The 25,673-nt window shown below is 36.9% G+C and carries 21 protein-coding genes; 6 read left to right on the plus strand and 15 right to left on the minus strand.

From position 1 onward, the window contains the following. Window positions 1-20 precede the first annotated feature (20 nt). Window positions 21-875: a substrate-binding domain-containing protein gene (locus Q0947_RS03070; RefSeq protein WP_299391249.1), complete on the plus strand. Its 855-nt coding sequence runs from the start codon at window positions 21-23 to the stop codon at window positions 873-875. A 58-nt stretch (window positions 876-933) separates the two neighbouring features. On the opposite strand, the gene Q0947_RS03075 is transcribed toward Q0947_RS03070, so the two are convergent. Next, complete coding sequence (locus tag Q0947_RS03075) at window positions 934-1,599, minus strand: uracil-DNA glycosylase (RefSeq protein ID WP_299391252.1); 666 nt, start codon at window positions 1,597-1,599, stop codon at window positions 934-936. 116 nt (window positions 1,600-1,715) lie between these two features. On the opposite strand from Q0947_RS03075, the gene Q0947_RS03080 reads away from it, so the two are divergent. Both Q0947_RS03080 and Q0947_RS03085 read left to right on the plus strand, forming a co-directional pair. Further along, on the plus strand, window positions 1,716-3,878 hold the full coding sequence (locus Q0947_RS03080; RefSeq protein ID WP_299391255.1) for a DNA mismatch repair protein MutS: 2,163 nt from the start codon (window positions 1,716-1,718) through the stop codon (window positions 3,876-3,878). 68 nt (window positions 3,879-3,946) lie between these two features. Continuing rightward, window positions 3,947-4,363 carry a thiol-disulfide oxidoreductase DCC family protein gene (locus Q0947_RS03085; RefSeq protein WP_299391258.1) on the plus strand — a complete coding sequence of 139 codons (417 nt, stop codon included), beginning with the start codon at window positions 3,947-3,949 and terminating at the stop codon, window positions 4,361-4,363. 85 nt (window positions 4,364-4,448) lie between these two features. Here the strand turns inward: Q0947_RS03085 and Q0947_RS03090 are convergent, their stop codons facing one another. The 3 genes from Q0947_RS03090 to Q0947_RS03100 are packed head-to-tail and all read right to left on the minus strand — an operon-like array spanning window position 4,449 to window position 8,171. Then, on the minus strand, window positions 4,449-5,489 hold the full coding sequence (locus Q0947_RS03090) for a glutathione synthetase (protein ID WP_299391261.1): 1,041 nt from the start codon (window positions 5,487-5,489) through the stop codon (window positions 4,449-4,451). 12 nt (window positions 5,490-5,501) lie between these two features. Further along, window positions 5,502-7,340, minus strand: a complete 1,839-nt coding sequence (locus tag Q0947_RS03095; RefSeq protein ID WP_299391264.1) for a tyrosine/phenylalanine carboxypeptidase domain-containing protein — start codon at window positions 7,338-7,340, stop codon at window positions 5,502-5,504. Further along, window positions 7,341-8,171: an N-formylglutamate amidohydrolase gene (locus Q0947_RS03100; protein ID WP_299391267.1), complete on the minus strand. Its 831-nt coding sequence runs from the start codon at window positions 8,169-8,171 to the stop codon at window positions 7,341-7,343. It lies immediately after the preceding gene. 228 nt (window positions 8,172-8,399) lie between these two features. Here Q0947_RS03100 and Q0947_RS03105 point away from each other — a divergent pair, with 228 nt between their 5' ends. Further along, a complete protein-coding gene (locus Q0947_RS03105; protein WP_299391270.1) occupies window positions 8,400-9,305 on the plus strand; it encodes an EamA family transporter in 906 nt (301 codons plus the stop codon). Between the two features lie 2 nt (window positions 9,306-9,307). On the opposite strand, the gene Q0947_RS03110 is transcribed toward Q0947_RS03105, so the two are convergent. Beyond that, window positions 9,308-10,753, minus strand: coding sequence for a dicarboxylate/amino acid:cation symporter (locus tag Q0947_RS03110; protein WP_299391273.1), 1,446 nt, complete (start codon window positions 10,751-10,753; stop codon window positions 9,308-9,310). Between the two features lie 84 nt (window positions 10,754-10,837). Then, complete coding sequence (gene aroC, locus Q0947_RS03115; protein ID WP_299391275.1) at window positions 10,838-11,905, minus strand: chorismate synthase; 1,068 nt, start codon at window positions 11,903-11,905, stop codon at window positions 10,838-10,840. A gap of 190 nt (window positions 11,906-12,095) precedes the next feature. Between aroC and Q0947_RS03120 the strand changes: the two genes are divergently transcribed. Beyond that, window positions 12,096-12,935 carry a UDP-2,3-diacylglucosamine diphosphatase gene (locus Q0947_RS03120; RefSeq protein WP_299391278.1) on the plus strand — a complete coding sequence of 280 codons (840 nt, stop codon included), beginning with the start codon at window positions 12,096-12,098 and terminating at the stop codon, window positions 12,933-12,935. A 50-nt stretch (window positions 12,936-12,985) separates the two neighbouring features. Here the strand turns inward: Q0947_RS03120 and Q0947_RS03125 are convergent, their stop codons facing one another. Then, entirely contained in the window at window positions 12,986-15,913 is a 2,928-nt protein-coding gene (locus Q0947_RS03125; protein WP_299391281.1) for an FAD-binding and (Fe-S)-binding domain-containing protein, read from the minus strand. 146 nt (window positions 15,914-16,059) lie between these two features. On the opposite strand from Q0947_RS03125, the gene Q0947_RS03130 reads away from it, so the two are divergent. Next, a complete protein-coding gene (locus Q0947_RS03130) occupies window positions 16,060-16,560 on the plus strand; it encodes a hypothetical protein (RefSeq protein WP_299391283.1) in 501 nt (166 codons plus the stop codon). A 73-nt stretch (window positions 16,561-16,633) separates the two neighbouring features. On the opposite strand, the gene Q0947_RS03135 is transcribed toward Q0947_RS03130, so the two are convergent. The 8 genes from Q0947_RS03135 to Q0947_RS03170 form a co-directional block, all read right to left on the minus strand. Beyond that, a complete protein-coding gene (locus Q0947_RS03135; RefSeq protein WP_299391286.1) occupies window positions 16,634-17,650 on the minus strand; it encodes an AraC family transcriptional regulator in 1,017 nt (338 codons plus the stop codon). 55 nt (window positions 17,651-17,705) lie between these two features. Further along, window positions 17,706-18,845 (minus strand): N-acetyl-alpha-D-glucosaminyl L-malate synthase BshA, encoded by a 1,140-nt coding sequence (gene bshA, locus Q0947_RS03140; protein WP_299391289.1) that lies wholly within the window; start codon window positions 18,843-18,845, stop codon window positions 17,706-17,708. 132 nt (window positions 18,846-18,977) lie between these two features. Continuing rightward, window positions 18,978-21,893, minus strand: a complete 2,916-nt coding sequence (locus Q0947_RS03145; RefSeq protein ID WP_299391292.1) for a glycoside hydrolase family 3 N-terminal domain-containing protein — start codon at window positions 21,891-21,893, stop codon at window positions 18,978-18,980. Between the two features lie 212 nt (window positions 21,894-22,105). Next, window positions 22,106-22,591 (minus strand): ABC transporter ATPase, encoded by a 486-nt coding sequence (locus tag Q0947_RS03150; RefSeq protein ID WP_299391295.1) that lies wholly within the window; start codon window positions 22,589-22,591, stop codon window positions 22,106-22,108. 34 nt (window positions 22,592-22,625) lie between these two features. Beyond that, window positions 22,626-24,122, minus strand: coding sequence for a PH domain-containing protein (locus Q0947_RS03155; protein ID WP_299391298.1), 1,497 nt, complete (start codon window positions 24,120-24,122; stop codon window positions 22,626-22,628). Next, a complete protein-coding gene (locus tag Q0947_RS03160; RefSeq protein WP_299391301.1) occupies window positions 24,109-24,624 on the minus strand; it encodes a PH domain-containing protein in 516 nt (171 codons plus the stop codon). Before Q0947_RS03160 ends, Q0947_RS03155 begins: the two co-directional genes overlap by 14 nt. Window positions 24,625-24,654: 30 nt before the next feature. Beyond that, on the minus strand, window positions 24,655-24,852 hold the full coding sequence (locus Q0947_RS03165; RefSeq protein ID WP_299391304.1) for a hypothetical protein: 198 nt from the start codon (window positions 24,850-24,852) through the stop codon (window positions 24,655-24,657). A gap of 2 nt (window positions 24,853-24,854) precedes the next feature. Continuing rightward, entirely contained in the window at window positions 24,855-25,646 is a 792-nt protein-coding gene (locus tag Q0947_RS03170) for a (Fe-S)-binding protein (RefSeq protein ID WP_299391307.1), read from the minus strand. Window positions 25,647-25,673 lie beyond the last annotated feature (27 nt).

Below are 25,673 nucleotides of genomic sequence, written 5' to 3' on the forward strand. Positions count from 1 at the left end.
GGTGAAATATATTATTCTTGATGAAGACAGTAAAAATTGGTGGTGTCCCAGAGCATTTTAACTTGGCGTGGTATTTAACGCTTAAGAATGGTGAATATAAAGATGAAGATATCAATTTGCGTTGGCAAGATTATCATGGTGGTACAGGCGCTATGACGGAAGCCTTGAGAAATGGTGATATTGATATGGCCGTTATTCTTACTGAAGGTATCGTTAAGGATATTGCTGAAGGAAATCCTAGTAAAATTGTTCAGGTTTTTGTTGAAACGCCGCTTATTTGGGGGATTCATGTTGCCAATGGCTCTGAATTTAAGTCCATTGAAGATCTAAAAGGGAAACGTTGCGCCATCAGTAGATATGGATCAGGGTCTCACCTCATGGCGTATATCAACGCTGAGAATAATGGTTGGGATTTAGAAACTGACCTGAAATTTGAAGTCGTTCAAGATTTGGAAGGTGCGGTTAAGGCATTAAGTAATGGTGATGCAGATTACTTTATGTGGGAGAAATTTATGACGAAACCTCATGTAGATTCGGGAGTTTTTAGACGTGTTGCCAATTGTCCAACACCTTGGCCGTGTTTTGTTATTGCCGTAAGGAATGAGTTTCTGGAAGCCAATGAGAATATTGTAAAGATTATATTGGAAATCATTAACAATACCACTATCGATTTTAAGGACATCCCAAGTATTGACCGAATGATCGCCAATCGCTATGCATTGGAATTAGAAGACGTTCAAGAATGGTTATCGCTAACCGAATGGTCGCAACGCCATTTGGACGAATCGACAGTAACTAAAGTACAGCAAAAACTATTGAAACTTGATATCCTTTCGAAACAACTACCATACAAGCAAATTGTAAAGAATATTTAGATTGCAGGTTTCGAGTTGCAACAACTTAATAGTGTACTACTGAAAGATTTTTAGAGATTTACCAAAGAATTGGAGCTTTGCCAACCTGTTCCAATTCCATGTTGGTTTTACTGAAGCAGTTGTTTCCAAACCAATACCCTCTGTTTGCACTTAACGGCGATGGATGGCCGGAGGTGATAATGGTATGTTTTGATTGATCAATAAATTTTGCTTTTTGTTTTGCAAATCCGCCCCAAAGCAAGAAAATGATCTCTTGTTTTTGCGCGCTAATCGCTTTTATAACTGAGTCGGTGAAGGTTTCCCACCCTTTTTTTTGGTGACTGCCTGCTGCGCCTGCCCTTACTGTTAAGGTCGCATTGAGTAAAAGTACGCCTTGTTTTGCCCAAGGCTCTAAATTTCCAGATATCGGATACGGTTTATCTAAATCGGCTTCCAACTCTTTAAAAATATTTCTAAGCGATGGCGGATGCGCAATGCCGTCATTGACAGAAAAACACAATCCGTTGGCTTGACCTGGACCGTGATAGGGATCTTGCCCTATGATGACAACTTTGACGTCATCAAATGGACACCATTCAAATGCGTTGAAAATAGCTTCCGCTTCTGGATAACAGGTATGTGTTTCATATTCTGCCTTAACGAATTTGGTTAATTCTTGAAAATAAGGTTTTTCGAACTCTGATTGTAACTGTTTTTTCCAACTGTGGTGTAGGTTGAAGTCCATATATGCATTTTCATTTGGAATAAAAATAAGGTGATTTTCGGTTGTGATAAAATTTATATTCCAAAACTTTAAATTTCCTTAAATTTGAACATAATTAAAAGACCCACATCAAGCGAATGCACATTCACGAGAAAACCCTTAAAGATATTGAATTCTATACCGTCCTCGATCAGATGGCGGCGCATTGCATTACACATTTAGGAACAGAAAAGGCATTACAAGTTACTCCATATTCAAAAAAGGAGGATTTGTTGACCGCTTTAGCGCTTACCAACGATTATTTGGCATCGTTTGAAAACGATAATCGTATCCCAAATCATGGGTTTGAACCTATTACCAATGAAATCAAACTTTTAAAAATTGAAAATTCGTTTCTTGAAACCATAAGTTTTAGAAAGATTAAAGCCATTTCCATTGCGAGTAATGAGATCATCAATTTTCTAAAAAAGTTTAAAGAATACTACCCAAGCCTGTTCGAGTATTCCTCAAATATTACGGTCACAACGGAGTTAATTACGCAGATTGATGCTATTATTGATCGTTTTGGAGATGTGAAGGACAATGCTTCCGACGAGCTTTTTAGACTGCGTCAGGAGATTAATAATGTGAGAGGTAAAATCAACCAAAGTTTTGGATCTGCACTAAATTCATATAGTGCGATGGATTATTTGGATGATATTAGAGAGTCTGTCGTTGAAAATAAACGTGTTTTAGCCGTAAAGGCAATGTACAGGCGAAAAGTAAAAGGTGCTATTTTAGGTGGAAGTAAAACGGGGAGTATCGTTTATATTGAACCAGAAGCGACTTTTAAATATACACGTGAGCTCCATAATCTTGAGTTTGAAGAAAAAGAGGAAGTCACACGAATTTTAAAACAGCTTACCAATTACATCCGACCATTTCAGCCTTTGTTAAAGGAGTATCAACGCTTTTTAACCGAAATTGATGTTATTTTCGCAAAGGCAAAATATGCACAATCCATCAATGGAATTTTACCGGAAATTACTGAAAGCAAAGATTTCGTCTTACGAGATGCCATTCACCCTTTATTATTTATTTCAAATAAAAAGAAGAATAAACCCACGTTTCCTCAATCCATTGAATTGCATCCCGAAAACAGAATAATCGTTATTTCCGGGCCAAATGCTGGTGGAAAAAGTATCACCCTAAAAACGGTCGGTTTGTTGCAGGTGATGTTGCAAAGCGGATTGTTGATTCCTGTGCATGAGCGCAGTAAAGTATGTTTATTTGATAGGATATTGACAGATATTGGTGATAATCAATCGATAGAGAATCATTTAAGTACGTATAGCTACCGCTTAAAACAGATGAACTACTTTCTTAAAAAGTGCAATAAAAACACACTCTTTTTGATCGATGAGTTTGGTACTGGGAGTGATCCTGAGTTGGGTGGTGCGTTAGCAGAAACGTTTTTAGAAGAGTTTTATCATAGGGAAGCCTTTGGGATTATAACCACCCACTACTCCAACCTCAAAGTTTTGGCGAACGAATTACCGTTTATGCAAAATGCCAATATGATGTTTGATGAAAAGAGTTTGGAACCTATGTTCAAATTGGCTTTAGGCCAAGCGGGAAGCTCCTTTACTTTTGAAGTGGCACAAAAAAATGGTATTCCATACAGTTTGATCAACCGTGCGAAAAAGAAAATTGAACGTGGCAAAGTACGTTTTGATGCGACTATCGCAAAACTACAGAAAGAACGCAGTAAGCTTGAAAAAACCGAACAATCTTTAAAGATTAACGAACGTAAAACGCAATCTGAAGCTGAAAAATTAGAAGAGATCAATCTTAAAATCCAGAAGAAACTTGAAAGCTATCAAGAATTGTATGATAGCAACCAACGCTTGATTTATTTAGGTCAGAAAATGAATGATCTGTCTGAACGTTATTTTGAGAACAAGAAAAAACGTGAGCTGATGGATGAATTGTTCAAATTGGTGCAGATTGAGAATTCCAAACGTAAAAAAGTTTCGGCTAAAGTGAAGAAAGTTCAAAAAGCGAAAGAACAAAAAGTCATTAAAGAAGCTGAAAAAACTGTTGAAGTGATTCGTCAGAAAAAGAAAGCCGCCAAGCAAAAAGTGGAAGCGTCACCAAAACCAAAACCAACGTTTAAAATTGGAGATCGCGTACGATTACAAGATGGAAAAGCTGTAGGAAGTATTGATAAAATTGAGAAAAACAAGGCGTTTATAGATTACGGCATGTTTACGACAAGTGTAGATATGGAACAGTTGGAATTAGTGGAACGCATGAAATAGTACGTGTTTATACTGATAACTGAAGTGAACTTGTAAAGTGAATTATTAGAATAGTTTAAATAGAACCGATGTCCATACCATTAGAAAAAAATAAACAACTGATCCTTTTTGATGGTGTTTGCAATTTGTGCAATACCTCCGTCCAATACGTCATCAAGCATGATCAAAATGATGTGTTTCGGTACACCGCGTTGCAAAGTGAGGTTGGGCAAGAATTATTGAAACAATTTAAGATCGACACTAAAAAAACAGATTCTATTCTCCTGTATTCTGAAGAAAATGGAATCTCCTATAAATCTACTGCCGCATTAAAAATAGCTTCAAAATTGGGTTTTCCAAGAAATCTTATTGCCGTTTTTTTGATAGTTCCTGCATTCATTAGAAATTGGGTGTATGATTTTATCGCTAAAAACAGATACAAATGGTACGGTAAGAAAGATGAATGTATGATTCCGACGGCGGAATTAAAATCGAAATTTCTATAACATATTAGTAAAACAAAAAGTCCTCAAATGAGGACTTTTATATTTAGAATTCAATAGTGAATTCAGTTTAATAAACTCTAACCGACTATAATGTTGCCAATCGGCTATTGTAAAGATAGTCGTTGTACATGCTTTTGTAGTATACTTTTCGTTCTATGGATTCAATTACTGGGGTTGCAAAATCGGCTTCATACATCTGCCCCATCACGTTTAAGCCACCTGGACTAAAAACATTAATCTCCATTAATTTGGAGCCTACAATATCAATCCCTACCAAGAACATTCCATCTTGAACAAGCTTAGGTTTTACGATATCCGCCAATTCCATAATTTGGTCAGTCATTTTGACTTTTTGAGGTTTTCCACCCGCGTGAATATTGCTTCGGATATCTCCAGAGGCATTCACCCTTTGCATTAAGGCATATTGCCCATTAACCTTCAGCGGTTCCCCATTCATTATAAATAATCTCGTATCACCTCCAGTAGCTTCCGTGAGATATTCTTGAGCTATCACAAAGCCATCTCTACAAATGGCATCAATGGTTTGGCTGAGATTGTGTTCGTTTTTCTTATCCATCATAAAAACGTTTGTTCCTCCAGAGCCTTGTAAAGGCTTCAGAATCATCTTCTGCTTTTGCTCTTTGAAGAACTCTTTTATTTCATTATGATCTCTTGTTATAATTGTTTTTGGGCGAATAATTTCTGGGAAATGCTGGAAATACATCTTATTAACGGCACCCGCTAAACTACTTGGGTGGTTGAGTACAATCACACCATTTCTCATGGCGATTTCACCAAATATAAATGCTGCATTATAAGCCCAATCACGTTCATTGATCTCATCAGCAGGATTGTTTCTTAAAAAAAGCACATCTAAATCTTCCGATGACAAGGTTGTAAACTCTTCCTTTTGTAGCGCTTTAAAATAGGTTTCTTCGCTCTTAAATGTGCGCTCTTTTATCGTTTTACAACGTACGGAAAGATGGCCTTGTGAGGCGTAAGACAATTCGCCAACGCCAATAAAATAAACTTCGTGCCCTCTTTTATAGGCAGCAAAGCCTAAAGCAGGTGTTGTATAATTCCACTTCTCTGTGGCATGATCATTTATTATAAACGCTATTTTCATTTTTATATAATTTTAATTAACAAGTTCAACAATATTGATGCCCTCACGTAATTTTTGTAATCGTATTTTTACATCGTCACGCTTTAAAAATCGAGGTAAAACGGGCTGTTTTAATACCTCTCGATAAAGTAATTCTTCTATTAATTTAATATGGGTTACATTAAACTTGCCTGTATAAAGCGGTTCAAGTTTGCCTCCATTTTTTAAATAAGCCATTAAGTCTATAAGGCCAGCTAAATACACGGCATCTTTGGTAAGTCCACCACCTCTATAAACGCGCATGCTAATGTAATAGGCCACACGAGCAGGAAATGCGTATGATGATCTCAACAGATTAAAAGTCTCAATAAAACTGGCATTATCAACCATAGATTGTACAGCAATGACTCTTCCGGCCAATAAGCGCAGTCTGTTTATAGTTAAACCGCCTACGAGGTATTCTGCGATTACAGCTAAACCTTCCTGCAACTGGTCATAGCCCTCAAAACCTTCGTGCATTTGCTTTAGGGGTTGACTTTTTCCGTTACAATAGGTTAAAATATGAGTGCCAATTTCGTGCTGTATGAGGGCATCACACCTATTGACATCTAAATTCATTTCTTCATTAATAAGTAATTTCGATTTGGATACCATAATTCCCGCGACATCATCGCGTATTTCTATACCCAAATCCACTTCGGGAAACAGTTGGGTATAATAGTCCATTTCTCGTTGCGCAAATTCGGCAAACTCTACCCCATTGTAGCGCTTTGAACTTCTTATAGTTTCGCCTTCAGGATACACTTGCAAAATGTGTTTTGCTACTTGCAAAATGTCTTCCCTAATGACGCCATACAGGCTTTCGCCTATAAATCTGAAATTTTCTGTACCACGCTCTTCCAACATGATGAGTTGCTTTTCAATTTCAAGACGTTTTCCCCTTAAAATAAAGGCGATAGTAGGATCTTCTATAAGATCTATGGGGATATTGAATAGTTTCCGTTTTTCAAGCTCAGGATCAACGGCAAGCAGTCGGTATTTAAAAGAAGGAGGCTTTTCGAAGTTATTCTGCTCAAATTTATCCCATTCTTCATTACTGTTTACAGGCGTGACACGCAGTAAAAAGGACATGCCTTCACTAATTTCAGCCAATTTACTGTCAGCAGATAAGGTAATTGCATCAATATGGGTTTTGCCCAGCATTAAATAATTTTCAAAGGCATCGGTGGTTTGTACTCTTATAAATTCGTGTACTGCTCTTTTAATCGTTTCAGAAAATATGGTGTAGAATTTCCTAAAAAACAACGAAAACAACTGATTGGTAGCGGTGTTTTCATAAACAGTAGGTATTGATACCCCAATAATCAGTGTGCCTTGTTTTTTAGACTGCTCAACACCTAATAAAGGTGTGAGGTGTTTTGGATGTCTGAATTCTGTATGAATAATTTTAGAATCTACATAAGACAATGTTTTTCTAATTTCACTAAACCCTTCACGTAAGGCATTAAGTGTCTCTAACGATTTAGTTTTCGGTCCATAAATTTGAAACTGATGTTTTAAGGAATCATTATTTGGCCATAATTCTAGAATTAAAAATGTATCAAACCTTTCTGAAGTAATTAATCTGATGGCTTCCAGAAGATGGGAAATATCAATGTCCTCATCTACGATAAGGTAAGATGCTTGAGTTTTCAATAATCTGGAAAAATAAACATCGCGCTTTTTATACCGATAGACGCAAATATAGGGCAGCAGTTTATCAATATGTAAGAGTCCTTTATTGGGGAACTCCACAGTTACAGGAACATTTTCTGTAACATTTTTACAAATTGTTTCAACTACATCAGCTTCTATATGATAATCTTCAGTCATTTAAATGGAATATATATTATAAAAATTAGCAGCGTGTTCAGGCAATCTTTTTCGGAGTCCTTTTCTGATCGCAGAAACAACTTCCGGATAGACTATTTGTCCTTCTTCATCACAGTAAATTTTTGCCACTTCAGTCGCTACAACAAGGGTGTTATTAAAATTATTGGTGATATACTTCAAAAAATAACCATTGCCCTGGAACGTGTCGTTTATTTTAGCTGTAGTCGGGATGCCATTTGGCAATTTAATCTCAGAGAGCTCGTGTCTCCAATCTTCTATCGAATTTTTAAAACGTTCATTGTCGACATTGGACGTTCCTAAATTCCAAGTTGGAACTTCCCTATCCCAACGTTTCCAATTGTAACTGTGCATGTCATAAACAATACAGCAGCCAAACTTTTTTTCGAGGGTTTTAATGAGTGCATGAACAACCTTATAAAAATTACGGTGTTTCTCTAAACTTAATGCTTTCTCATCAGCCGTTAAAGATTCTTTCCACAATTGTTTGCCCCATGCATCATCATAAATGGCATTGTCAGGATCACGATTTAAATCATATTCAAATCTAGAATCCAAGCCCGAAATGACAATTGGAAAGTCATTTACCATTGTTTTAGTCTCAGGATCCTCTTCGTACCAACGTTCATATTCTGAATGTGAACACTTTTGCCATAGTTCTTTCCTGAATTGATGTCCGTTATGTACAGCAGCGCAGGCATAAGGTACATATTCGTCAATTTTAATGGTGAAGGAATAATCTGAAGCCACGGCATGAAATGAGTCATGTGCTTCTATTTTTGAGAGTATATCTTCAAGTGTTAATCTTTGCATTTCCTTTTAAAAATATCATTAAAAATGAAATTAAAGCTTTAAAAACTGAAGGGTGGACTCATATCATAACAATTGTATCGATTTCTGAAAATGAGCACCGTATTAAGAAAACCTTATGAAATTATGCAGCTAAACCATTCTTTCGTAGACCTAAAACTTCTTTAAATTATAATATTATAGGCATGGTTTTTTAAAATACCTTTGCAAACTTATTTCAAAACCATAGCGATGAACACTAAATATTATGTTGCAGTTATCACGGCCTTTACAATATGGGGCTTTTTTAGTGTAGTGCTAAAGTCGCTAGACGATTTTACTGCATTTGATATTTTGAGTTATCGCACGCTTGGATCGGTGGTTATTATGCTTTTTGTGTCGTTAGTGCTACGGCCAAAAGCGTTGAAAGCTAATCTAAGCATATTTAAGTCGTTGGGGAAACTTGACAAGCGCAGAATTGTTATTGTCAATATCCTAAGTGGTTTGTTCCTCGCGCTTAACTGGTACATCTTCATTTATGTGATGAATAATGTGAGTGTCAGCGCAACGTCTTTAGCGTACCTCATTTGCCCTATCTTAACCATGGTTTTGGCGTATCTCATTCTGAAGGAAAAGCTTCTTAAATTACAATGGGTAGCTGTAATATTGAGTTTAATAGGATGTTTGTTGCTTTCTTTAGGGAATTTTACGGACTTGTTTTACAGTATGATCATTGCACTCACTTACGCGCTGTATTTAGTCCTGCAGCGAAAAAATCAAGAAATGGATCGGTTTTTAGTATTGACGTGCCAAGTGTTCTTTGCAGTTGTTTTTCTGCTCCCATTTCTTGTGACCTACGATTCACCGAATGAAAAAACGCCATTTTTCTATGGTATGTTGGCACTGATTGCAGTGGTATTCACCATCATCCCTATGTTTCTTAATATCTATGCACTGAGAGGTTTAAACTCTTCTGTGGTGGGCGTATTTATCTATTTAAATCCGCTGATCAACTTTGTGCTCGCCATTTTCTATTTTAAAGAAGAAATTAGTCTGTTAGAAGCGATATGCTATATCCTGATTGTTATTTCTATCGTCATCTTTAATTTTGCAGCGATAAAAAACAGAATTAACAGAAGGCGAGCCGCACATATTTAAGTTTAGGAATCTAAGTCGAATGTTTCCGTTGGACTTTTCTTGTCTTCATAATCCAACATGTTTTCACCATCGGCGATGATGGAACACACTGTAGCATCACCAGTAACGTTAACTACGGTTCTGAACATGTCCAAAATTCGATCTACAGGAAAAATAATAGCAATCCAAGCCGGATTAAGTCCTACCGAATCCAATACAATAATCAACATAACCAAACCTGCGCTCGGTACCGCCGCCGATCCGATAGACGCCAACGTGGTTGTCATAACTACCGTTAATTGTTGACCTATGGTTAAGTCAATCATGTGCAATTGCGCCAAAAAGATAACGGCTACAGCTTGATAAAGACTTGTTCCATCCATATTAACCGTCGCTCCAATTGGGAGTACGAAACTGCTTATTTTCTTGTTGACACCAAGGTTTTGCTCCACACATTCCATAGTCACAGGAAGCGTCGCTGCACTACTAGACGTGGAAAACGCTAGGGTTTGTGCCGGACTCATCGCCTTAAAGAAACCTGCATAAGGAATCCGTTTGACGAAGCCCTTCAAAATTAAAGGGTAGGTTACAAATATCATGGTAAGGAGACCAATCATAACCGTTAAAGAATACCAGCTTAATCCTTTGAAGATTTCCATGACTTTCCCAATGTCATCGCCTGCCATTTTACTAACGACACCGGCCAATAATGCAAATACAAAAAATGGCGCTGCCTGCATAACCAAGTCCACCATTTTAAGGAAAACTTCATTGATGCCGTCTACCAAACTTAATACAGGTGCAGATTTGTCATTAGGGATAAACAGTAAAGAAACACCAAAGAATATCGCGAAAAAGATGATTTGTAACATCAATCCGTTATTGGAAAGGGAATGAAAGAAGTTGTCAGGTACAATATCAACTAATGGTTGCAACGGTGTAGATTTCTTGCGTTTACCTGCCGTTTCAAGTTTATCTGATAACGACGCCTCCTTTAAGTCTTGTTTTGTTAAATCAGAAATTTCTTGAGCACGCTTAAAATATTCAGGATCTTTTAAATAACTGATTCCGTCTTTAATTTCATAGCCTTGTGAATCCGCCCAAATTTCATAGTTGATACGGTTATCTATTCGGCTTTGTTCGTCAATAAGTTTACCTGGTTTTATGGTGTTAACTAAAATAAGTCCCAGGGAAATTGCAAAAACCGTTGTCAGTAAATAAATACCTAAAGTCTTCCCTCCCATGCGTCCCAAACTTTTTGGGTCTCCAATATTAGCAACACCACTGATGATGGAAAACAATACTAATGGAACCGCAATCAACTTTAATAAATTGATAAAAATAGTTCCAAACGGATCAATCCAATTTATGGTAAAAGCGCTCCAACCCATTGAGCTAGAAACTAATGCCCAAATGATACCAAGGACCATTCCGATGATGATTTTCCAGTGTAGTGCTAATTTCTTCATGTAAATAAATATAATTTTATTCCCGATAATACCGGAATATTTTCAATTCTAACTCAATAATTTAGAATGCTAAAAGTTTCGTTTCTACGTATTGATCTCTTGTCTGCGCAAAAGTTGGTAATCAGCCAAAACTAAGGCGGCCATGGCTTCCACTATAGGGATCGCTCTTGGCACCACGCATGGATCATGACGACCTTTGCCTTGCATTTCTACAATATTACCTTTATTATCGAGTGTGTTTTGTTTTTGAATAACTGTTGCAACAGGTTTGAAAGCAACTCTGAAATAGATATCCATACCATTACTGATTCCGCCTTGAATTCCTCCAGATAAATTAGTTTTGGTGCTGCCGTTAGGATTAAATTGATCGTTATGATCACTGCCCTTCATTTTAGCGCCACAGAAACCGCTGCCGTATTCAAAACCTTTTACAGCGTTGATAGAAAGCATTGCTTTACCGAGTTCTGCATGCAATTTATCGAAGACAGGTTCTCCAAGTCCGACAGGTAAATTTTGAATCACGCAGGTCACAGTTCCGCCAATCGTATCACCTTCTTTTCTGATTTCTCTAATACGCTCAATCATCTGATTTGCAATATTTTCATCAGGGCAACGTACAGTATTACTTTCAATCTTTGAGAAGTCTAAATCTTGGTAAGGTTTCTCTAAAAACAAGTCGCCAACTGATGATGTATACGCGTGGATTTTAACGTCTTTGAGCATTTGTTTTGCAATGGCTCCCGCTACAACTCTACAAGCCGTTTCTCTTGCAGAACTTCTTCCACCACCTCTATAATCCCGTATACCATATTTTTGATCATAAGTGTAATCGGCGTGACTTGGGCGGTAAACGTCTTTTATATGTGAATAATCGTTTGATTTTTGATTCGTGTTTTTAATGATAAAACCAATAGGCGTTCCTGTGGTTTTACCTTCAAAAATTCCCGATAGGAATTCAACAACGTCCGATTCTTTCCGTTGTGTTACAATGTCAGATTGGCCCGGTTTGCGACGGTCCATTTCCAATTGAATGGCATCAAAATCTAATTGTATTCCTGATGGACAACCATCAATTACGCCACCAAGAGCGGCTCCGTGAGACTCGCCAAATGTGGTGAGCTTGAATAATTTTCCGAAGGAATTCCCTGCCATATATCTTATTTTATGCTAATGTAATTGTATTCTGAGAGAAACAAAAATAGAATTTTAAAACCTTTTTGGTTTTTTTAATTGCAGAAAGGTAACAATTACTTAATAAAAACCTCATAATTAATTAATTGTGTGGTAACCTTCAGAATATATTTAATTTTTTAATTTGTCTATATAACTAGAATCGAAACTATTGAAATTAAAACGAAAAGTAGAAGTTGCAGTCATCTCAGATGTGCATTTGGGAGCCTACGGCTGCCGTGCAAAGGAATTACTGACCTATCTGAACAGTATTGACCCAAAGACATTGGTCTTGAATGGTGATATTATGGATGTCTGGCAGTTTAGTAAACACTATTTCCCGAAATCGCATTTAAAAGTGATTAAGAAGCTTATCGATATGGCTTCTGATGGTGTTGAAGTAATTTACATTACAGGCAACCATGATGAAATGCTGCGAAAATTTAGCGGCACTTCCATTGGAAATATTTCTATTGTAGACAAGGTGGCATTGGAATTAGATGGCAAGAAAGCATGGATTTTTCATGGGGATGTGTTTGATATGTCTATTCAAAACGCCAAATGGCTCGCCAAGCTTGGTGGTTATGGTTATGATTTGCTGATTGTGCTAAATGGGCTTATTAACTGGTGCTTAGAAAAAACCGGGAGAGAGCGGTATTCGCTATCCAAAAAGATAAAAAACAGCGTTAAAAGTGCTTTAAAATACATCAACGATTTTGAAAACGTTGTATCAGACCTCGCTATTGAAAAAGGGTATGATTACGTGATCTGTGGACATATCCATCAGCCCAACATGTTGTTGAAAGAAAACAAATTAGGTAAAACGATGTATTTAAATTCAGGCGACTGGGTTGAAAACTACACCGCCTTGGAATATCAATTTAAACGTTGGAAAATCTATAATTACCAGCAAGATAAACTGACTCCGTTCTTTGGCGATGAAGATTTAAAAGATTTGGACATCAACGCTTTGATTGCGGCCATAACGATTATCGACCCAAAGATAAAATAATTCGCATACCATCCTAAAACAACATCCACCAAGCTCAAATAAAGAGCAGCTTACAAAAGAGCGCGTCTCAAAATGGTAATTGGATGAAATGCTTCTCTGTCTGTGCCATCCTTAATTTGATGTCTGCAGCTCGTTCCATTTGCTGAAATCACCGTATTCTCATCGGCCATTCTCACTGCAGGGAATAAGGTTTGCTCACCTACATTCATACTCACTTCATAATGCTCTTTTTCGTAACCAAAACTTCCTGCCATGCCGCAGCATCCACTCGGAATTATAGTCACTTTATAGTTTTCTGGCAGATTCAATACCGCAAAACTCGACATTTGATTACGAAGCGCTTTTTGATGGCAGTGGCCATGGAATTTTATGGTTTTGGCTTCTTTGCTAAATTGTGAAGCAGTAATGTTGTTGGACGCTATTTCTCTTTGGATAAATTCCTCTATCAGTAAGGTGTGTTTTGCAATGTTTTTTGCGGCTTCTTTATTATCGGCCAATTTTGGATATTCATCTGTAAAAGTCAAAATTGCGGAAGGCTCAATACCAATTAACGGCGTTTCCGCAGTAATGAGATCCTTAAAAATAGTGACATTTTCATTGGCTACTTTTTTAGCCTGCTCCAACAATCCTTTTGATAAAAATGCACGCCCGGATTCTGAGTGGGAAACGAACTTGATTTTGTAGTTTAAACCCAATAATAAATCGATAGCATCTTGGCCGATGCTCGCATCTAAATGATTGGTGAATTCATCATTAAAGAAGTAAACTGTTTTAATATATTTTTTTTCAACTGATTGATTTACATTGTTTTTAATGTAGTTGCTTAAACTTTTAGTTGATACTAAAGGCAAGGTCCGTTCTTTGGCTATTTTGAATGCGCTTTTTATAATTGATGACGTCAATGTGTTGGTGAAAAAGAAATTCGTGAGCTGAGGCACCTTGCTTGCAACGTTGTTCAAATCGTTGTTATAAGCAAACAGTTTTGTTCTTAAAGAGACACCATTTGCCTTCTGATATTGGTATTGGAATTCTGCTTTTAAACTCGCCACATCAACACTGCTTGGACATTCACTTGCACAAGCTTTACAGCTTAAGCACAGATCAAACGCATCCTTTAATTCTTGATGATCAAATTTGTTAGCCTTCTCTGAATTGGTTAAAAATTCACGTAACGCATTTGCTCTACCACGGGTAGTGTCTTTTTCATTTCTGGTAGCTCTAAAGCTCGGACACATCGTGCCTCCAAATTCAGGAAGCTTTCTACAATCGCCAGAGCCATTACATTTTTCAGCTTCGCGTAAAATCCCTAATGATGCTGAAAAGTCTAATAATGTTTCTATTTTTGGTTCCGTTCTGTCCGGTTGATAGCGTAAATTTTCATCCATTGGGTAAGCATCAACAATTTTGCCTGGATTGAAAATATTGTGCGGATCGAAGACACTTTTAATGCGTTTTAATAACTGATAATTTTCATCACCAATCATCAATGGAATAAATTCAGCCCTAACAATGCCGTCGCCGTGCTCACCACTCATTGAACCTTGATACTTTTTAACAAGATGCGCCACATCAGTGGTAATTTGCCTGAAAAGCGCTACATCTTCACTCTTTTTAAGATTAAGTATCGGTCTTAAATGTAATTCTCCCGCGCCCGCATGTGCATAATAAATGGCTTTTTGACCATGACCTTTCATCAATTGTGTAAACTCACTGATATAATTGGCCAAATCTGGTAGTGCAACTGCGGTGTCTTCAATACATGCTGCCGATTTCTTATCGCCAATCATATTACCTAAAAGTCCCAATCCGGCTTTTCTAAGTTCTACTGCTTTATCAATTTCATCGCCTATTAAAACAGGCACAGCATAGCTTAATCCAGAATCTTGAATGGCTTTAACAAGCGCTTCGGTTTGTTTTTCTACAGCTTCATAGGTTGTTGCTCGCACTTCACACATTAAAATTGCTTCAGGATCATCAACAATAAAAGCTCTGTTTTCTGCTTGAGTTTTATTTTGTTTGGTACAATCCAAGATGGTTTTATCCATCATTTCACAGGTAAACAAATGGTGTTGCATGGTCATTTCAACACTTTGCAAACAGGCCTCAATACTATGGAAATGTGCTGCTACCATCATGCTTTCGCTTGGTGGAAGTACATCCAATTGCAAGGTGATCTCAGTGGTAAACGCTAAAGTACCTTCACTCCCCGATAATAATTTGCACATGTTGAACTGCTCCGCATTTGTACTGAAAATTTCATTCTTTAAAAGCTCATCAACTGCGTAACCTGTATTCCGTCTATGGATTTCAGGTTTTGGGAACTTGTCAGCAATGCGTTGTTGAACATGTTCTGGTTGGAGTTCCTTATAAACTGTTTGATAAATTTGGCCTTCTAAAGTGCTGAGCTTGGTTTTTTCAAAGAAATCATCCTTAGTAATGTTTGTGAAAATAGCTTCACTTCCATCGCTTAAAATAGTTTTCATTCTGAGAACCTTATCTCGGGTAACACCATACTGAATTGAAGTTGTTCCAGAGGAGTTGTTCCCTACCATCCCACCAATCATACAGCGATTGGATGTAGACGTGTTAGGTCCGAAAAACAACCCGAAGGGTTTCAAATAGTTATTAAGTTCGTCACGCACCACACCTGGTTGAACAGTCACTGTTCGGGCCTTTTCATTAACGTCTAAAATTTTTGTAAAATGTTTAGAAACGTCCACAACAATGCCTTCACCAACACACTGCCCCGCTAAAGACGTACCTGCTGTACGCGGAATCAAAGAGGTTTGGTGTGTTTTTGCAAAATTGATCAATACTTTCAAATCTTTTATGGACTTTGGATAGGCCACAGCAAGAGGCAATTTCCTGTAAACAGAAGCATCTGTAGCATACAGCGCCTTCATTAAATCGTCCGTAAAAAATTGTCCTTCCAATTGATTTTTAAGCTCTTGGAATGGGATGTTTAAGTCTTTAACCATCGGTATTTGTGAAATTCAGGTACGTTGTTAAAAATAGGAGTTAAAATTAGGTTTTATTAAACCAATTTTAACATAAAGTTGGCCAATTTTTTTAAGAATCATAACAATTCAAAATGTATTTTTGTTAAAACTTAAAAACTAACATTATGAAAAGATTATTTTTAATTGCAGTTGCTTTTATTGGCGGCTCTATGATGGTGAATGCTCAGGATATTGCTGACAACGCTATTGGTCTACGTCTAGGAGATAGTGACGGATTTGGCGCAGAAGTATCTTACCAACGTGCGTTAGGATCAGAGAATCGTTTAGAATTGGATTTAGGAATTAGAAATGGAAAACACTATGACGGATTTAAACTAGCTGGTATTTACCAATGGGTTTGGAATATTGATGGTGGATTTAACTGGTACGCTGGTCCTGGTGCTGGTCTTGCAAGTTATAGCTACGATTATAAAGACAAAGATTTCCGTCGTGATGATAGTGAAACTTTTGTATTTCTTGCAGGTCAAGTAGGTATCGAATACAATTTTGATATCCCATTAATGTTATCATTGGATTTCAGACCAGAATTTGGTTTTGGTAATGAAGATTTCGACAACAATGATTTAGATTTTGATATCGCTTTAGGGATCAGATTCCAATTCTAGTAAATGCATTGCTTCTTTTTGAAGTTTATAAATTAGAAAACCATCATTTAAACAATGATGGTTTTTTTTATGTCTATTTTAGATGTCTATTGCGATATTCCGTGGGTGTCATCTGATAATTATCCTTAAAGATTTTCGAAAAGTAACTGCGACTTGTTAAGCCAATTTTATAGACCACTTCTGAAATGTTGAAGTTTTTATCTCTTAACAATGTTGATGCAATATCCAAGCGTATATCAGTAATGTAATTGTTGACAGTGGTATTAAACAGAATTTTAAAACCCTCCTGAAGTTTGGCTTCGGTCAGTCCTACTTCTTTCGCAATGTCACTAATATTATAAGTTTTTTCTAAGTTGAGTTTAATAAACTGCACGGCCTGTTTTATTTTAAACACTTCGTTCTGCCTTAATACGTGCTGTTTGTCCTCATTATTTAAATCATCCTGGTATTGCACAATATGATTCCCCAATAATTGATATCCGGAACTAATCATGAAGATACGCCTTAAGAAGAAGTTGTCCTTAAAAGACTTGATATCCTCAAAAATTTCGGCAAGCGCCAAACTGTAATAGCCTTCATGGTAAAAGCTCTTAGCAGCTTTAATGTCGCCAAATAGATCATGAAGATCAGACGTAATCAGTTCTGAAGCGCAGTCATCATTTAATAAAAAACGCTCTCTATCCATTTCTAAACTGTAAAGATGAATTGCCTTATCCTTTTTGAATCTAAGCACATGCCCATTATTGTCCTTACTGGCAACAATAGCTTGTTGGTATTCCTGCAATTCGTGGAGTTGTTCCTCATTTGAAAAACGGTGATCAAAATTGCCCTTTGTACAGTATAAAAATTTTAATGGATGGGTGAGATCTTTAACAAACTGGATTTCCACATCCTTGTTAAATTGGCAGTTATATTCGATGATTCCCAAACCAGATTCAAGCATCATGGCTTTTATAAAACCGTCGCCTATGTCGCTGGTCAGTTCTAAGTGATACTCCTTACAATTGAGTTGGTATGGGATTTGCAAAGCTGCAGCCAAATCTTGAATGACCAAATCTACAGGCAAAGAATTCACTTTAAGAGTTACCATGTGCTAGAGATTTTCACTTCCAAAACTTAGATAAAGGAAGACTATAAATATAATACTATTTTGCTAATGCACACTCGTTTAGTGTTCTAAGATAGATGGATTCATATTGTGGAACCACTTTTTCAATTCCAAATTTCGCAGCTTCTTTTGTTGCATTTAGCTTAAAAGTTTCTAAGCGTTCGTCATCACTTAAAATGTAAATGGCATTTTTAGACATGTCGTCAACATCATTGACATCACTCAAAAATCCAGTGACGCCTTCAACATTTACTTCAGGAATTCCACCAGTATTACTAGAAATTACGGGTACTCCTGAAGCCATCGCTTCTAAAGCAGCCAAACCAAAACTTTCGGTTTGAGAAGGCAGAAGGAACAAATCACTAAAACAAAGAATTTTATCAATTTCATTACTATTGCCAAAGAAAACCACTTTGTCTTCAATTCCCAATTGTTCGCAAAGACGTTCAGCTTCCATTTTTTCAGGTCCCTCACCTACCATCATTAACTTTGCGGGCATTTGTTTCTGAATGTTATAGAAAATCTTAACAACATCAGGAATCTGTTTTACTTTTCTAAAGTTACTGATATGGGTAATGATTTTTTCATCGTCATTTGCCATCAGGCTTCTCTGGCAGTCCGTAAATTCTATTTTATGTCTACTGAAATCGATGAAATTAGGCACAACATCAATCTCTCGTTTAATATTGAAAAGACGCATCGTATCGTCCTTCAAACTTTGAGAAACAGACGTTACAGCATCAGATTTATTGATGCTAAAGGTCACTGCAGGTTTATAGAACGGATGGCTGCCAACAAGGGTAATATCTGTGCCGTGAAGCGTTGTCACAATAGGTACATAAATGCCTTCTTCCTGCAACATCTTTTTTGCCATATACGCTGCATAGGCATGCGGAATGGCATAATGCACGTGTAAAATTTCAATTCCGTGCAATTTTACCATGTCTACGAGTTTGCTCGACAATGCTAACTCATAAGGTTGGTACAAAAATAATGGATATTCAGGAACTGTAACCTCATGAAAATGAACATTGTTACCCAACAAATCCAATCGTACAGGCTGGCTATAGGTGATAAAATGGATTTCGTGACCACGTTTAGATAATGCGAGACCCAACTCGGTTGCCACCACGCCACTGCCTCCAAAAGTTGGATAACATACAATTCCTATTTTCATGTTTTAGTTTTAAGGGATAAGTACCAAAAGGCACTTATGGTTTTGATGTAAAGTTATAGATTTTAAAATTAAATTTTAAAAACCCGTTAAGATTGTCGCTCCAAATTTAAAGAGCTTACAATGGTGGTCTGTTTAATCGATAATTGCCTCGTAAATTAATCTCTGAATTTCAGTTCTGATGCCATCCTTAATCAGGGTATTATTAGAAGCGCTTGGATAGGTTCTGTTTGATAAAAACACGTATACAATTTCCTGCTCAGGATCTGCCCAAGCGTAAGTTCCTGTAAATCCTGAATGGCCAAAGCTAGCAAGAGACACGCATCCACACGTTGGTCCTGCGGTTCCTAATTGCGGTTTATCAAATCCGACACCACGTCTCACACCACTTTCACAATAATAACAGGTATTAAACGTGTCTAAAGTTTCGGCTTTTAAATACCGTTTCCCGCCATAAAATCCTTTTTGAAGGTACATCTGCATAATTTTCGCAACATCATTGCTCGTGCTAAATATTCCGGCATGACCTCCTACACCATTTTGCATGGCGGCTCCCATGTCGTGCACATAGCCTTGAACGGTTTGATATCTGTAATAATCATCTTCCTCAGAAGGCACCAATTGCGAATTGCTAAATTGAGACGACGGATTGTAAGTTGTATGATTTGCTCCCAACGATTGGTAAAAATGTTCCTGTACCAACTCATCCAAGCCTTTGTCATAATGACGTTCAATATATTTTTTTAGAATGAAAAATGGGAAATCACTATATCTGTAACGTAAACTTGGCAATAAATCAGAATCCCTAATGATTTTTTGGATGCTATCAGGGTAGTCATGTCTCAAATACATTTCTTCCGCCACTTTAATATTAAACTTAGGGCTAGACGTTCTTCTGTAATATTTTGGATCTGGTTTCTTCGCGGCATCTAAAGTTGCCGTATAAAATGGAATCCATGGTTTTAGTCGCGCATAATGCGACAACATTTGTTTTAATGTGATATTCCTTTTGTTGGACTCTCTGTATTCAGGCAAAATCTGTGATAATTTGGTATCCATAGAGACCACGCCTTTTTCTTCCAATTCCATGAGCAACGGCAAGGTTGCTAATATTTTGGTAAGGGAAGCAACATCATACATGTCATCCAAATCAACCATTTCGTTGCCCTTATACGTATGTTTTCCGAAGGCTTTGTTGTAAATCACTTTTCCTCGTCGCGCCACTAAAAGTTGTAACCCTGGTGCAGCTTTACGAGAAATTGTTAGCTTGGCCATAGAGTCCAATTTTTTAAGCTTTTCTGAACTCATTCCTACAGATTCTGGAAGTCCATAACTTAAAGACTGGATGCTGTTGTAAAGATAGCCTTGGCCAACTTTAAAATTCTCTCCGCTGGAAACTGGCAAAGTCCCTTTTGCTGGAATGGCACCAAAAATGAGTTGTGCCGATTTACGCATAGAGATATCACTATTTTGATAACTCACCACAATCCCTTCAATATTTTCTACTGAATGCAAATCGATAAGGGCGTATGGACGCGCAAAAACATCTAATATGACAGTATTGGTCCGGGCAATTTCATAGAGCCAAGTCATTTCCTTTTGCGAAAACTGATACGGTTTCCACGGATTGACATTCGATTTATGAAAACCAACAATAACGGTATTGTAATTCTGAAGTTTCGTCAATAATTCATCTAGCTTATCTGCTTTAATTTCGTGGACTTTCGTGTATTTTCTTAATTCCTCTAAGTATGCCGAATTATCTACAGCATCACCCATTTCTACATAGGCGATTTTCTTCGTCTCCAAATTTCTCAAAGGAAGAATTTGCTTCTGATTTCGGACAACGGTAATGGCATTTTCCATAAGTTGCTCATAAAGCAAATCATCTTTCAATCTGTTAAGATCAGCCACGAGATTCTTCGTGCCAATTGGAACATATTTATTAAGGCCCACTTTATATTTGGCCATTAAAATTTTCTTTACTGAATGTGCCAATCGTTCTTCTGTATACACTTTATTCTCATAAGCTTCCACCATTTTTTCAATGGCTAAGGGTATATTTTCAGAAATTAAAAGCACATCATTACCTGCCATAAAAGCCGCTAAATCTATATCTCCTGGCTTACTAAAATTAGAAACACCTTTCATTTCTAAAGCATCAGTAAAAATCAAGCCTTCAAACTGCAAGCGTTCCTTTAATAAATCGGTGACTATACGTTTTGATAAGGATGATGGCGTGCCCACTTTAGGTTCTAAGCTTGGTACATTTAAATGCGCCACCATAACACTAGACAAGCCTTCTTGAATCAGTCGTTTATATGGGTAAAGCTCAATGGAATCAATACGTCTTTCATTAAAGTTTATTGTAGGTAGCGTTTTATGACTGTCCGTATCCGTGTCCCCATGGCCGGGAAAATGTTTCGCATTTGCCAAGACTCCAGCGCTCTGAATTCCTCTCATAAATGCTAAGGATTTCGCAGTTACATTATCTCGATCTTCACCAAAAGACCGGTTACCAATAATTGGATTCTTAGGATTGGTGTTAATATCTACATCAGGTGCAAAATTAAAATGGACACCAATACGTTTGCAATGCTCACCAAGCTGTCTGCCCATTTGCTCCACTAAGTTATTATCGGTAATGGCGCCAAGCGTCATGTTATATGGGAATGCATAGGTAGAATCTAAGCGCATGCTCAAACCCCACTCTGCATCCATACCAATTAACAATGGCACTTTAGAAATTGCTTGATATCTATTGTTTAATTTGGCTTGTTTTACCGGACCTCCTGTAGAATAAATGAGTCCGCCAATGTGATAGTCATTAATAAGTTTGGCAACTTCAGCTTCATTAGCTCTATTGTTGTTAGATACCGCTCTTGCCATAAACAATTGGCCAATACGCTGACGAAGATCCATGTTGTTATAGATATCGTCTACCCATTTTTGTTGCGCTGCCGCATCCTTTGTTACCAATGGATTTTTCGAGTTCTGGGCGGAACTTTTAAAAATAAAGAAACATAAAATGAGGGAAACTATTAATCGCATAGAAATTTAGGTCTTATAACTAGATGTTGGGTTATGTAAAGATGGCAAAATACCACTTTTCACTTAAGTGAATAAAATTTTAAGATAGATTTATAACGGACAAAGCTATCAATTAGTATGACCTAAAAGAAAGCTTGTTATAAATGCAAAATGGCATCCAAAAAGTTCAAAGATTTGAAATCAATTTGGATGCCACAAATTAGGATGCACTATTATTTCAGAAAACGGCTGTGCCAGCTTTCACTTGCCGGAACTTCCCAATTTTCATTGAATTCGGCAATATTATTGACTAAATTATTAAAGACAATTGTGTTTTTGGACACGGCTTTTTCCTTGGCCATTTTTTTGAAATCTAGAAGCGTCTTATAGGCAATGAAATCTCCTTGTTTGTAGGAAACATTCATCTTATCCATTAAATCGACATTATAATCTTTTTCCAATTGTTGGATAAAGCGCACGGAAGCATCAATACTGCAACCTGTTGCTTTGGTAAGACTTTGATTTAAAGCAAACACTATAAATCGTTTGTATTTTATGGTATAACCTGCTTCTAAATCAGTGCCGTGGGCTGTCCAATTGGAAATAAAAGTCTCTAATTTAGATTCCAATTCCACTATTTCTTCATCGGTAAATGAACGATTGGCTTGATAAATCCAAATTCTGGATTCTTCTGGTAATGTATTAAAATCAACTAGCATAATTCTATTTTTTTTCTGTTACAAAAATACACTTTTACATCCAATTTCTGTCTTGAGATTCCACCTTAAATAACAGATAATCATAAATGGAACTTGCGTTTTCTTCTGTAATATATGGGATTCTTACCGTATTTGAAGCTGTAGCAATGTATACCGACGCGATATGTCGTTGCTTTTGAAATATGGTCTGTTTCAGTACTACGGACTGAATTTTATGAAGTTCGCTAATATTCCGCACCCGATCTATAAATCCACTGTTTATGGTCAGGTATTCATCGGTAATTTGAAAGCTCGCATTCTTATAAGTATAATGTACAAATAATACAATCCAGGTTATAATGAGAAGATTTATCAGCCAAAAATAATCTCCTAAGATAAAATAGGCAGGAATATTAATCAGAGCTCCAATAAACATTGATCGCAGCATAAGCACTCGTTTGTAGTAGGCTTCTGGTTTATGGTTTTCACCAAGGCCGTCATATTCAGAGAAAATTTTCTGAACTAAGTGAGCCACCTGATGTTTTTCTAAAGCTACTATTTTGAAATGTTTCTGCTGTTTTTTATTGACCATCGCTTGTTTGATGGAGAGCGTGTGCAAACCTAAATAAGCTTTTAATCGGTTGGTTTTAATCACCAGATTTTGAATCTTAACCGGTGTTAATATCAAAGACATCTTATTGAAAAGCCCTTTGTTGATTTCAATGGTATCATCATTTTCAACAACTTCCAAATTGAAATTAGAAACAAATGTTTGTAGTACTGAAAACAGCATCGATCCTAAAATACCGATTGCCACAAGAAACAAATTGGCTAACAAAAAATTGAGGATGCTTCCGGTTTCTATATTGATGGTTGATTTAAGTCGGTCAGCAATCCCTAATTCTTGAAGATATTTTTCAAATTCACTATATAACCCAACAACAAAGGAAACAATGACCAAAAGACTTTTGATATGGTTTTGTGAGATGCCTTCTAAAAACAATCTGCTTATTGAGGCTTTAAAATACACCGTTCTTTCTTTGGGTGTTTCATCTAACGACGCTACTTCAGCTTGCTTTTTACTGAATAATTGATCTTTGAGTTCTAGAGCGGTATGCCGATCTAAAGCATTAATTTCAATTTCAGCCTTATCATCACCAGCGGTTTCAATAGTTAGCGAAACCACATTAATCAATTGCTGGATGAAATTTTGTTTGATGTAAACGTTTTGAATTTTTGATTTTGGAAGGATGGTTGCCTCCTTATTTATAATTCCTGTGGATAGATGAAACTCGTCCTTTTCTAAATGGAATTTAAAATTGAGGTACTTAAGAACTGCGAAAACTAAAATGACTAGAAAAATTCCTAGAATAATGAGCGTGATATTGGTTGTGGTTAAAAATGAAAAAGATTCCTTTTTAGAGAGTGATAATCCCAATGCTAAAATAAGCACAAAAAAACGCGTAATAAATTTGTAGGTGTTGAGTGCAAAGATGATAAGAATCCCTTTTGGAGATTGCCTTGCAGGTTGGGAGAAATCAATCGGTTCCATTGACTTTTTTACTTAAAAAATCATTGATTTTCTTGGCCTCACTGTAGTTTAAACCTTCAATGCTCAAGTCAATCCCCGCTTCGCCTGCAGTAAAGATGTTTAAAGTTGCCAAATTAAATTTCCGAGCTAACCAACTCCTTGAGATTTCTATATGTTGAATACGCGAAATAGGTACCGCTGCAATGGAATTCACCAATACTCCTTTGGTATAAATAACATCCTGCTCCCTAATGGCGTATTTGCGGGTTTTAAACGCAAGGATGGTAAATACCAAATTTAGGATAGCGAAAAGAACAAATGCACCAAATACATACCAAAACAGCATTCGGAAATTAACATCATTAACCATGGATTTGGCAACAAACAACGCTATAATGACCAGCGTGAAAACCAAACTTCTATTTAAAATAATGATGCTGAGATACTGTTTTGAAATGGGTTTGAAATCTACGTCATCAATAGAAGGCAAAGTATCTAAATTAATTTGCTGATTGGTGAACATAGATGTATGGTTTGTTATTTAGGAAGTGTCTTACTTTTTATTTTGTTTTTTAAAATTACGATAGCTCAAAAATCCGTAGACAACCACCGCAAAAGGGAAATAAAATGCCAAGCGTTCCCAACGTAATCCGCGGCCTAAAATATAATCGAAAATCAACACGACGACACAAAAGATGGTACCACCAACAAGCGCTGCTACCAGTACCCTCTTTTTATTGACTTCAGCCATTTTTACAAATCTTGAGCGTTGGCAATCAATTCAGCAATATCCATCACAGCAATTTCAGACTCTTTATCCTTAGCTTTTACGCCATCAGTCATCATGGTATTACAAAACGGACACCCTGCAGCAATAATTTCAGGTTTTACGTCAACAGCTTGCTCGGTACGTGCAACGTTCACTTCTTTATTTCCTGGTTCAGCTTCCTTAAACATTTGAGCTCCACCAGCACCACAACATAATCCGCGAGACTTGCAGCTTTTCATTTCGACCAACTCGGCATCCAATTTTCTGATAAGATCTCTTGGAGCTTCATAAACATTGTTAGCACGACCTAAATAACAAGGATCGTGGAAAGTAATGCGCTTTCCTTTAAATTGGCCACCTTCAATTGTGAGGCGTCCTTCATCTAAAAGCGATTTTAAAAACTGCGTATGGTGCATCACTTGGTAATTACCACCAAGTCCTGGATATTCATTTTTTATAGTATTGAAACAATGTGGGCAAGCTGTAACAATTTTCTTGATTTCATAAGCATTCAGCACCTCAATATTGGTAACTGCCTGCATTTGAAAAAGAAATTCGTTTCCTGCGCGTTTTGCAGGATCTCCCGTACAACTTTCTTCAGTTCCTAAAACAGCAAAATCTACATTGGCTCTGTTCAATAACCTTACAAAAGCTTTGGTTACTTTCTTTGCTCTATCATCAAAACTTCCCATACAACCTACCCAAAACAGGACTTCTGGTTGCTTTCCTTCTGCCATATATTCTGCCATTGTAGGCACTTTCAATGTGTTGCTCATATTGTAATCTTTTATATCTTATTCATC

The sequence above is a fragment of the uncultured Gelidibacter sp. genome (assembly GCF_947500795.1).
Classification (GTDB): Bacteria; Bacteroidota; Bacteroidia; order Flavobacteriales; family Flavobacteriaceae; genus Gelidibacter.

Coding starts and splice junctions, on each gene's coding strand:
- Q0947_RS03155 (WP_299391298.1), bottom strand. CDS start 24,122: ATGGAACCGATTGATTTCTCCCAACCTGCAAGGCAATCTCCAAAAGGG.
- Q0947_RS03110 (WP_299391273.1), bottom strand. CDS start 10,753: ATGAAGAAATTAGCACTACACTGGAAAATCATCATCGGAATGGTCCTT.
- Q0947_RS03130 (WP_299391283.1), top strand. CDS start 16,060: ATGAAAAGATTATTTTTAATTGCAGTTGCTTTTATTGGCGGCTCTATG.
- Q0947_RS03100 (WP_299391267.1), bottom strand. CDS start 8,171: ATGCAAAGATTAACACTTGAAGATATACTCTCAAAAATAGAAGCACAT.
- Q0947_RS03070 (WP_299391249.1), top strand. CDS start 21: ATGAAGACAGTAAAAATTGGTGGTGTCCCAGAGCATTTTAACTTGGCG.
- bshA (WP_299391289.1), bottom strand. CDS start 18,845: ATGAAAATAGGAATTGTATGTTATCCAACTTTTGGAGGCAGTGGCGTG.
- Q0947_RS03145 (WP_299391292.1), bottom strand. CDS start 21,893: ATGCGATTAATAGTTTCCCTCATTTTATGTTTCTTTATTTTTAAAAGT.
- Q0947_RS03165 (WP_299391304.1), bottom strand. CDS start 24,852: ATGGCTGAAGTCAATAAAAAGAGGGTACTGGTAGCAGCGCTTGTTGGT.
- Q0947_RS03095 (WP_299391264.1), bottom strand. CDS start 7,340: ATGACTGAAGATTATCATATAGAAGCTGATGTAGTTGAAACAATTTGT.
- Q0947_RS03105 (WP_299391270.1), top strand. CDS start 8,400: ATGAACACTAAATATTATGTTGCAGTTATCACGGCCTTTACAATATGG.
- Q0947_RS03170 (WP_299391307.1), bottom strand. CDS start 25,646: ATGAGCAACACATTGAAAGTGCCTACAATGGCAGAATATATGGCAGAA.
- Q0947_RS03085 (WP_299391258.1), top strand. CDS start 3,947: ATGTCCATACCATTAGAAAAAAATAAACAACTGATCCTTTTTGATGGT.
- Q0947_RS03075 (WP_299391252.1), bottom strand. CDS start 1,599: ATGGACTTCAACCTACACCACAGTTGGAAAAAACAGTTACAATCAGAG.
- Q0947_RS03160 (WP_299391301.1), bottom strand. CDS start 24,624: ATGTTCACCAATCAGCAAATTAATTTAGATACTTTGCCTTCTATTGAT.
- Q0947_RS03150 (WP_299391295.1), bottom strand. CDS start 22,591: ATGCTAGTTGATTTTAATACATTACCAGAAGAATCCAGAATTTGGATT.
- Q0947_RS03135 (WP_299391286.1), bottom strand. CDS start 17,650: ATGGTAACTCTTAAAGTGAATTCTTTGCCTGTAGATTTGGTCATTCAA.
- Q0947_RS03090 (WP_299391261.1), bottom strand. CDS start 5,489: ATGAAAATAGCGTTTATAATAAATGATCATGCCACAGAGAAGTGGAAT.
- Q0947_RS03080 (WP_299391255.1), top strand. CDS start 1,716: ATGCACATTCACGAGAAAACCCTTAAAGATATTGAATTCTATACCGTC.
- aroC (WP_299391275.1), bottom strand. CDS start 11,905: ATGGCAGGGAATTCCTTCGGAAAATTATTCAAGCTCACCACATTTGGC.
- Q0947_RS03125 (WP_299391281.1), bottom strand. CDS start 15,913: ATGGTTAAAGACTTAAACATCCCATTCCAAGAGCTTAAAAATCAATTG.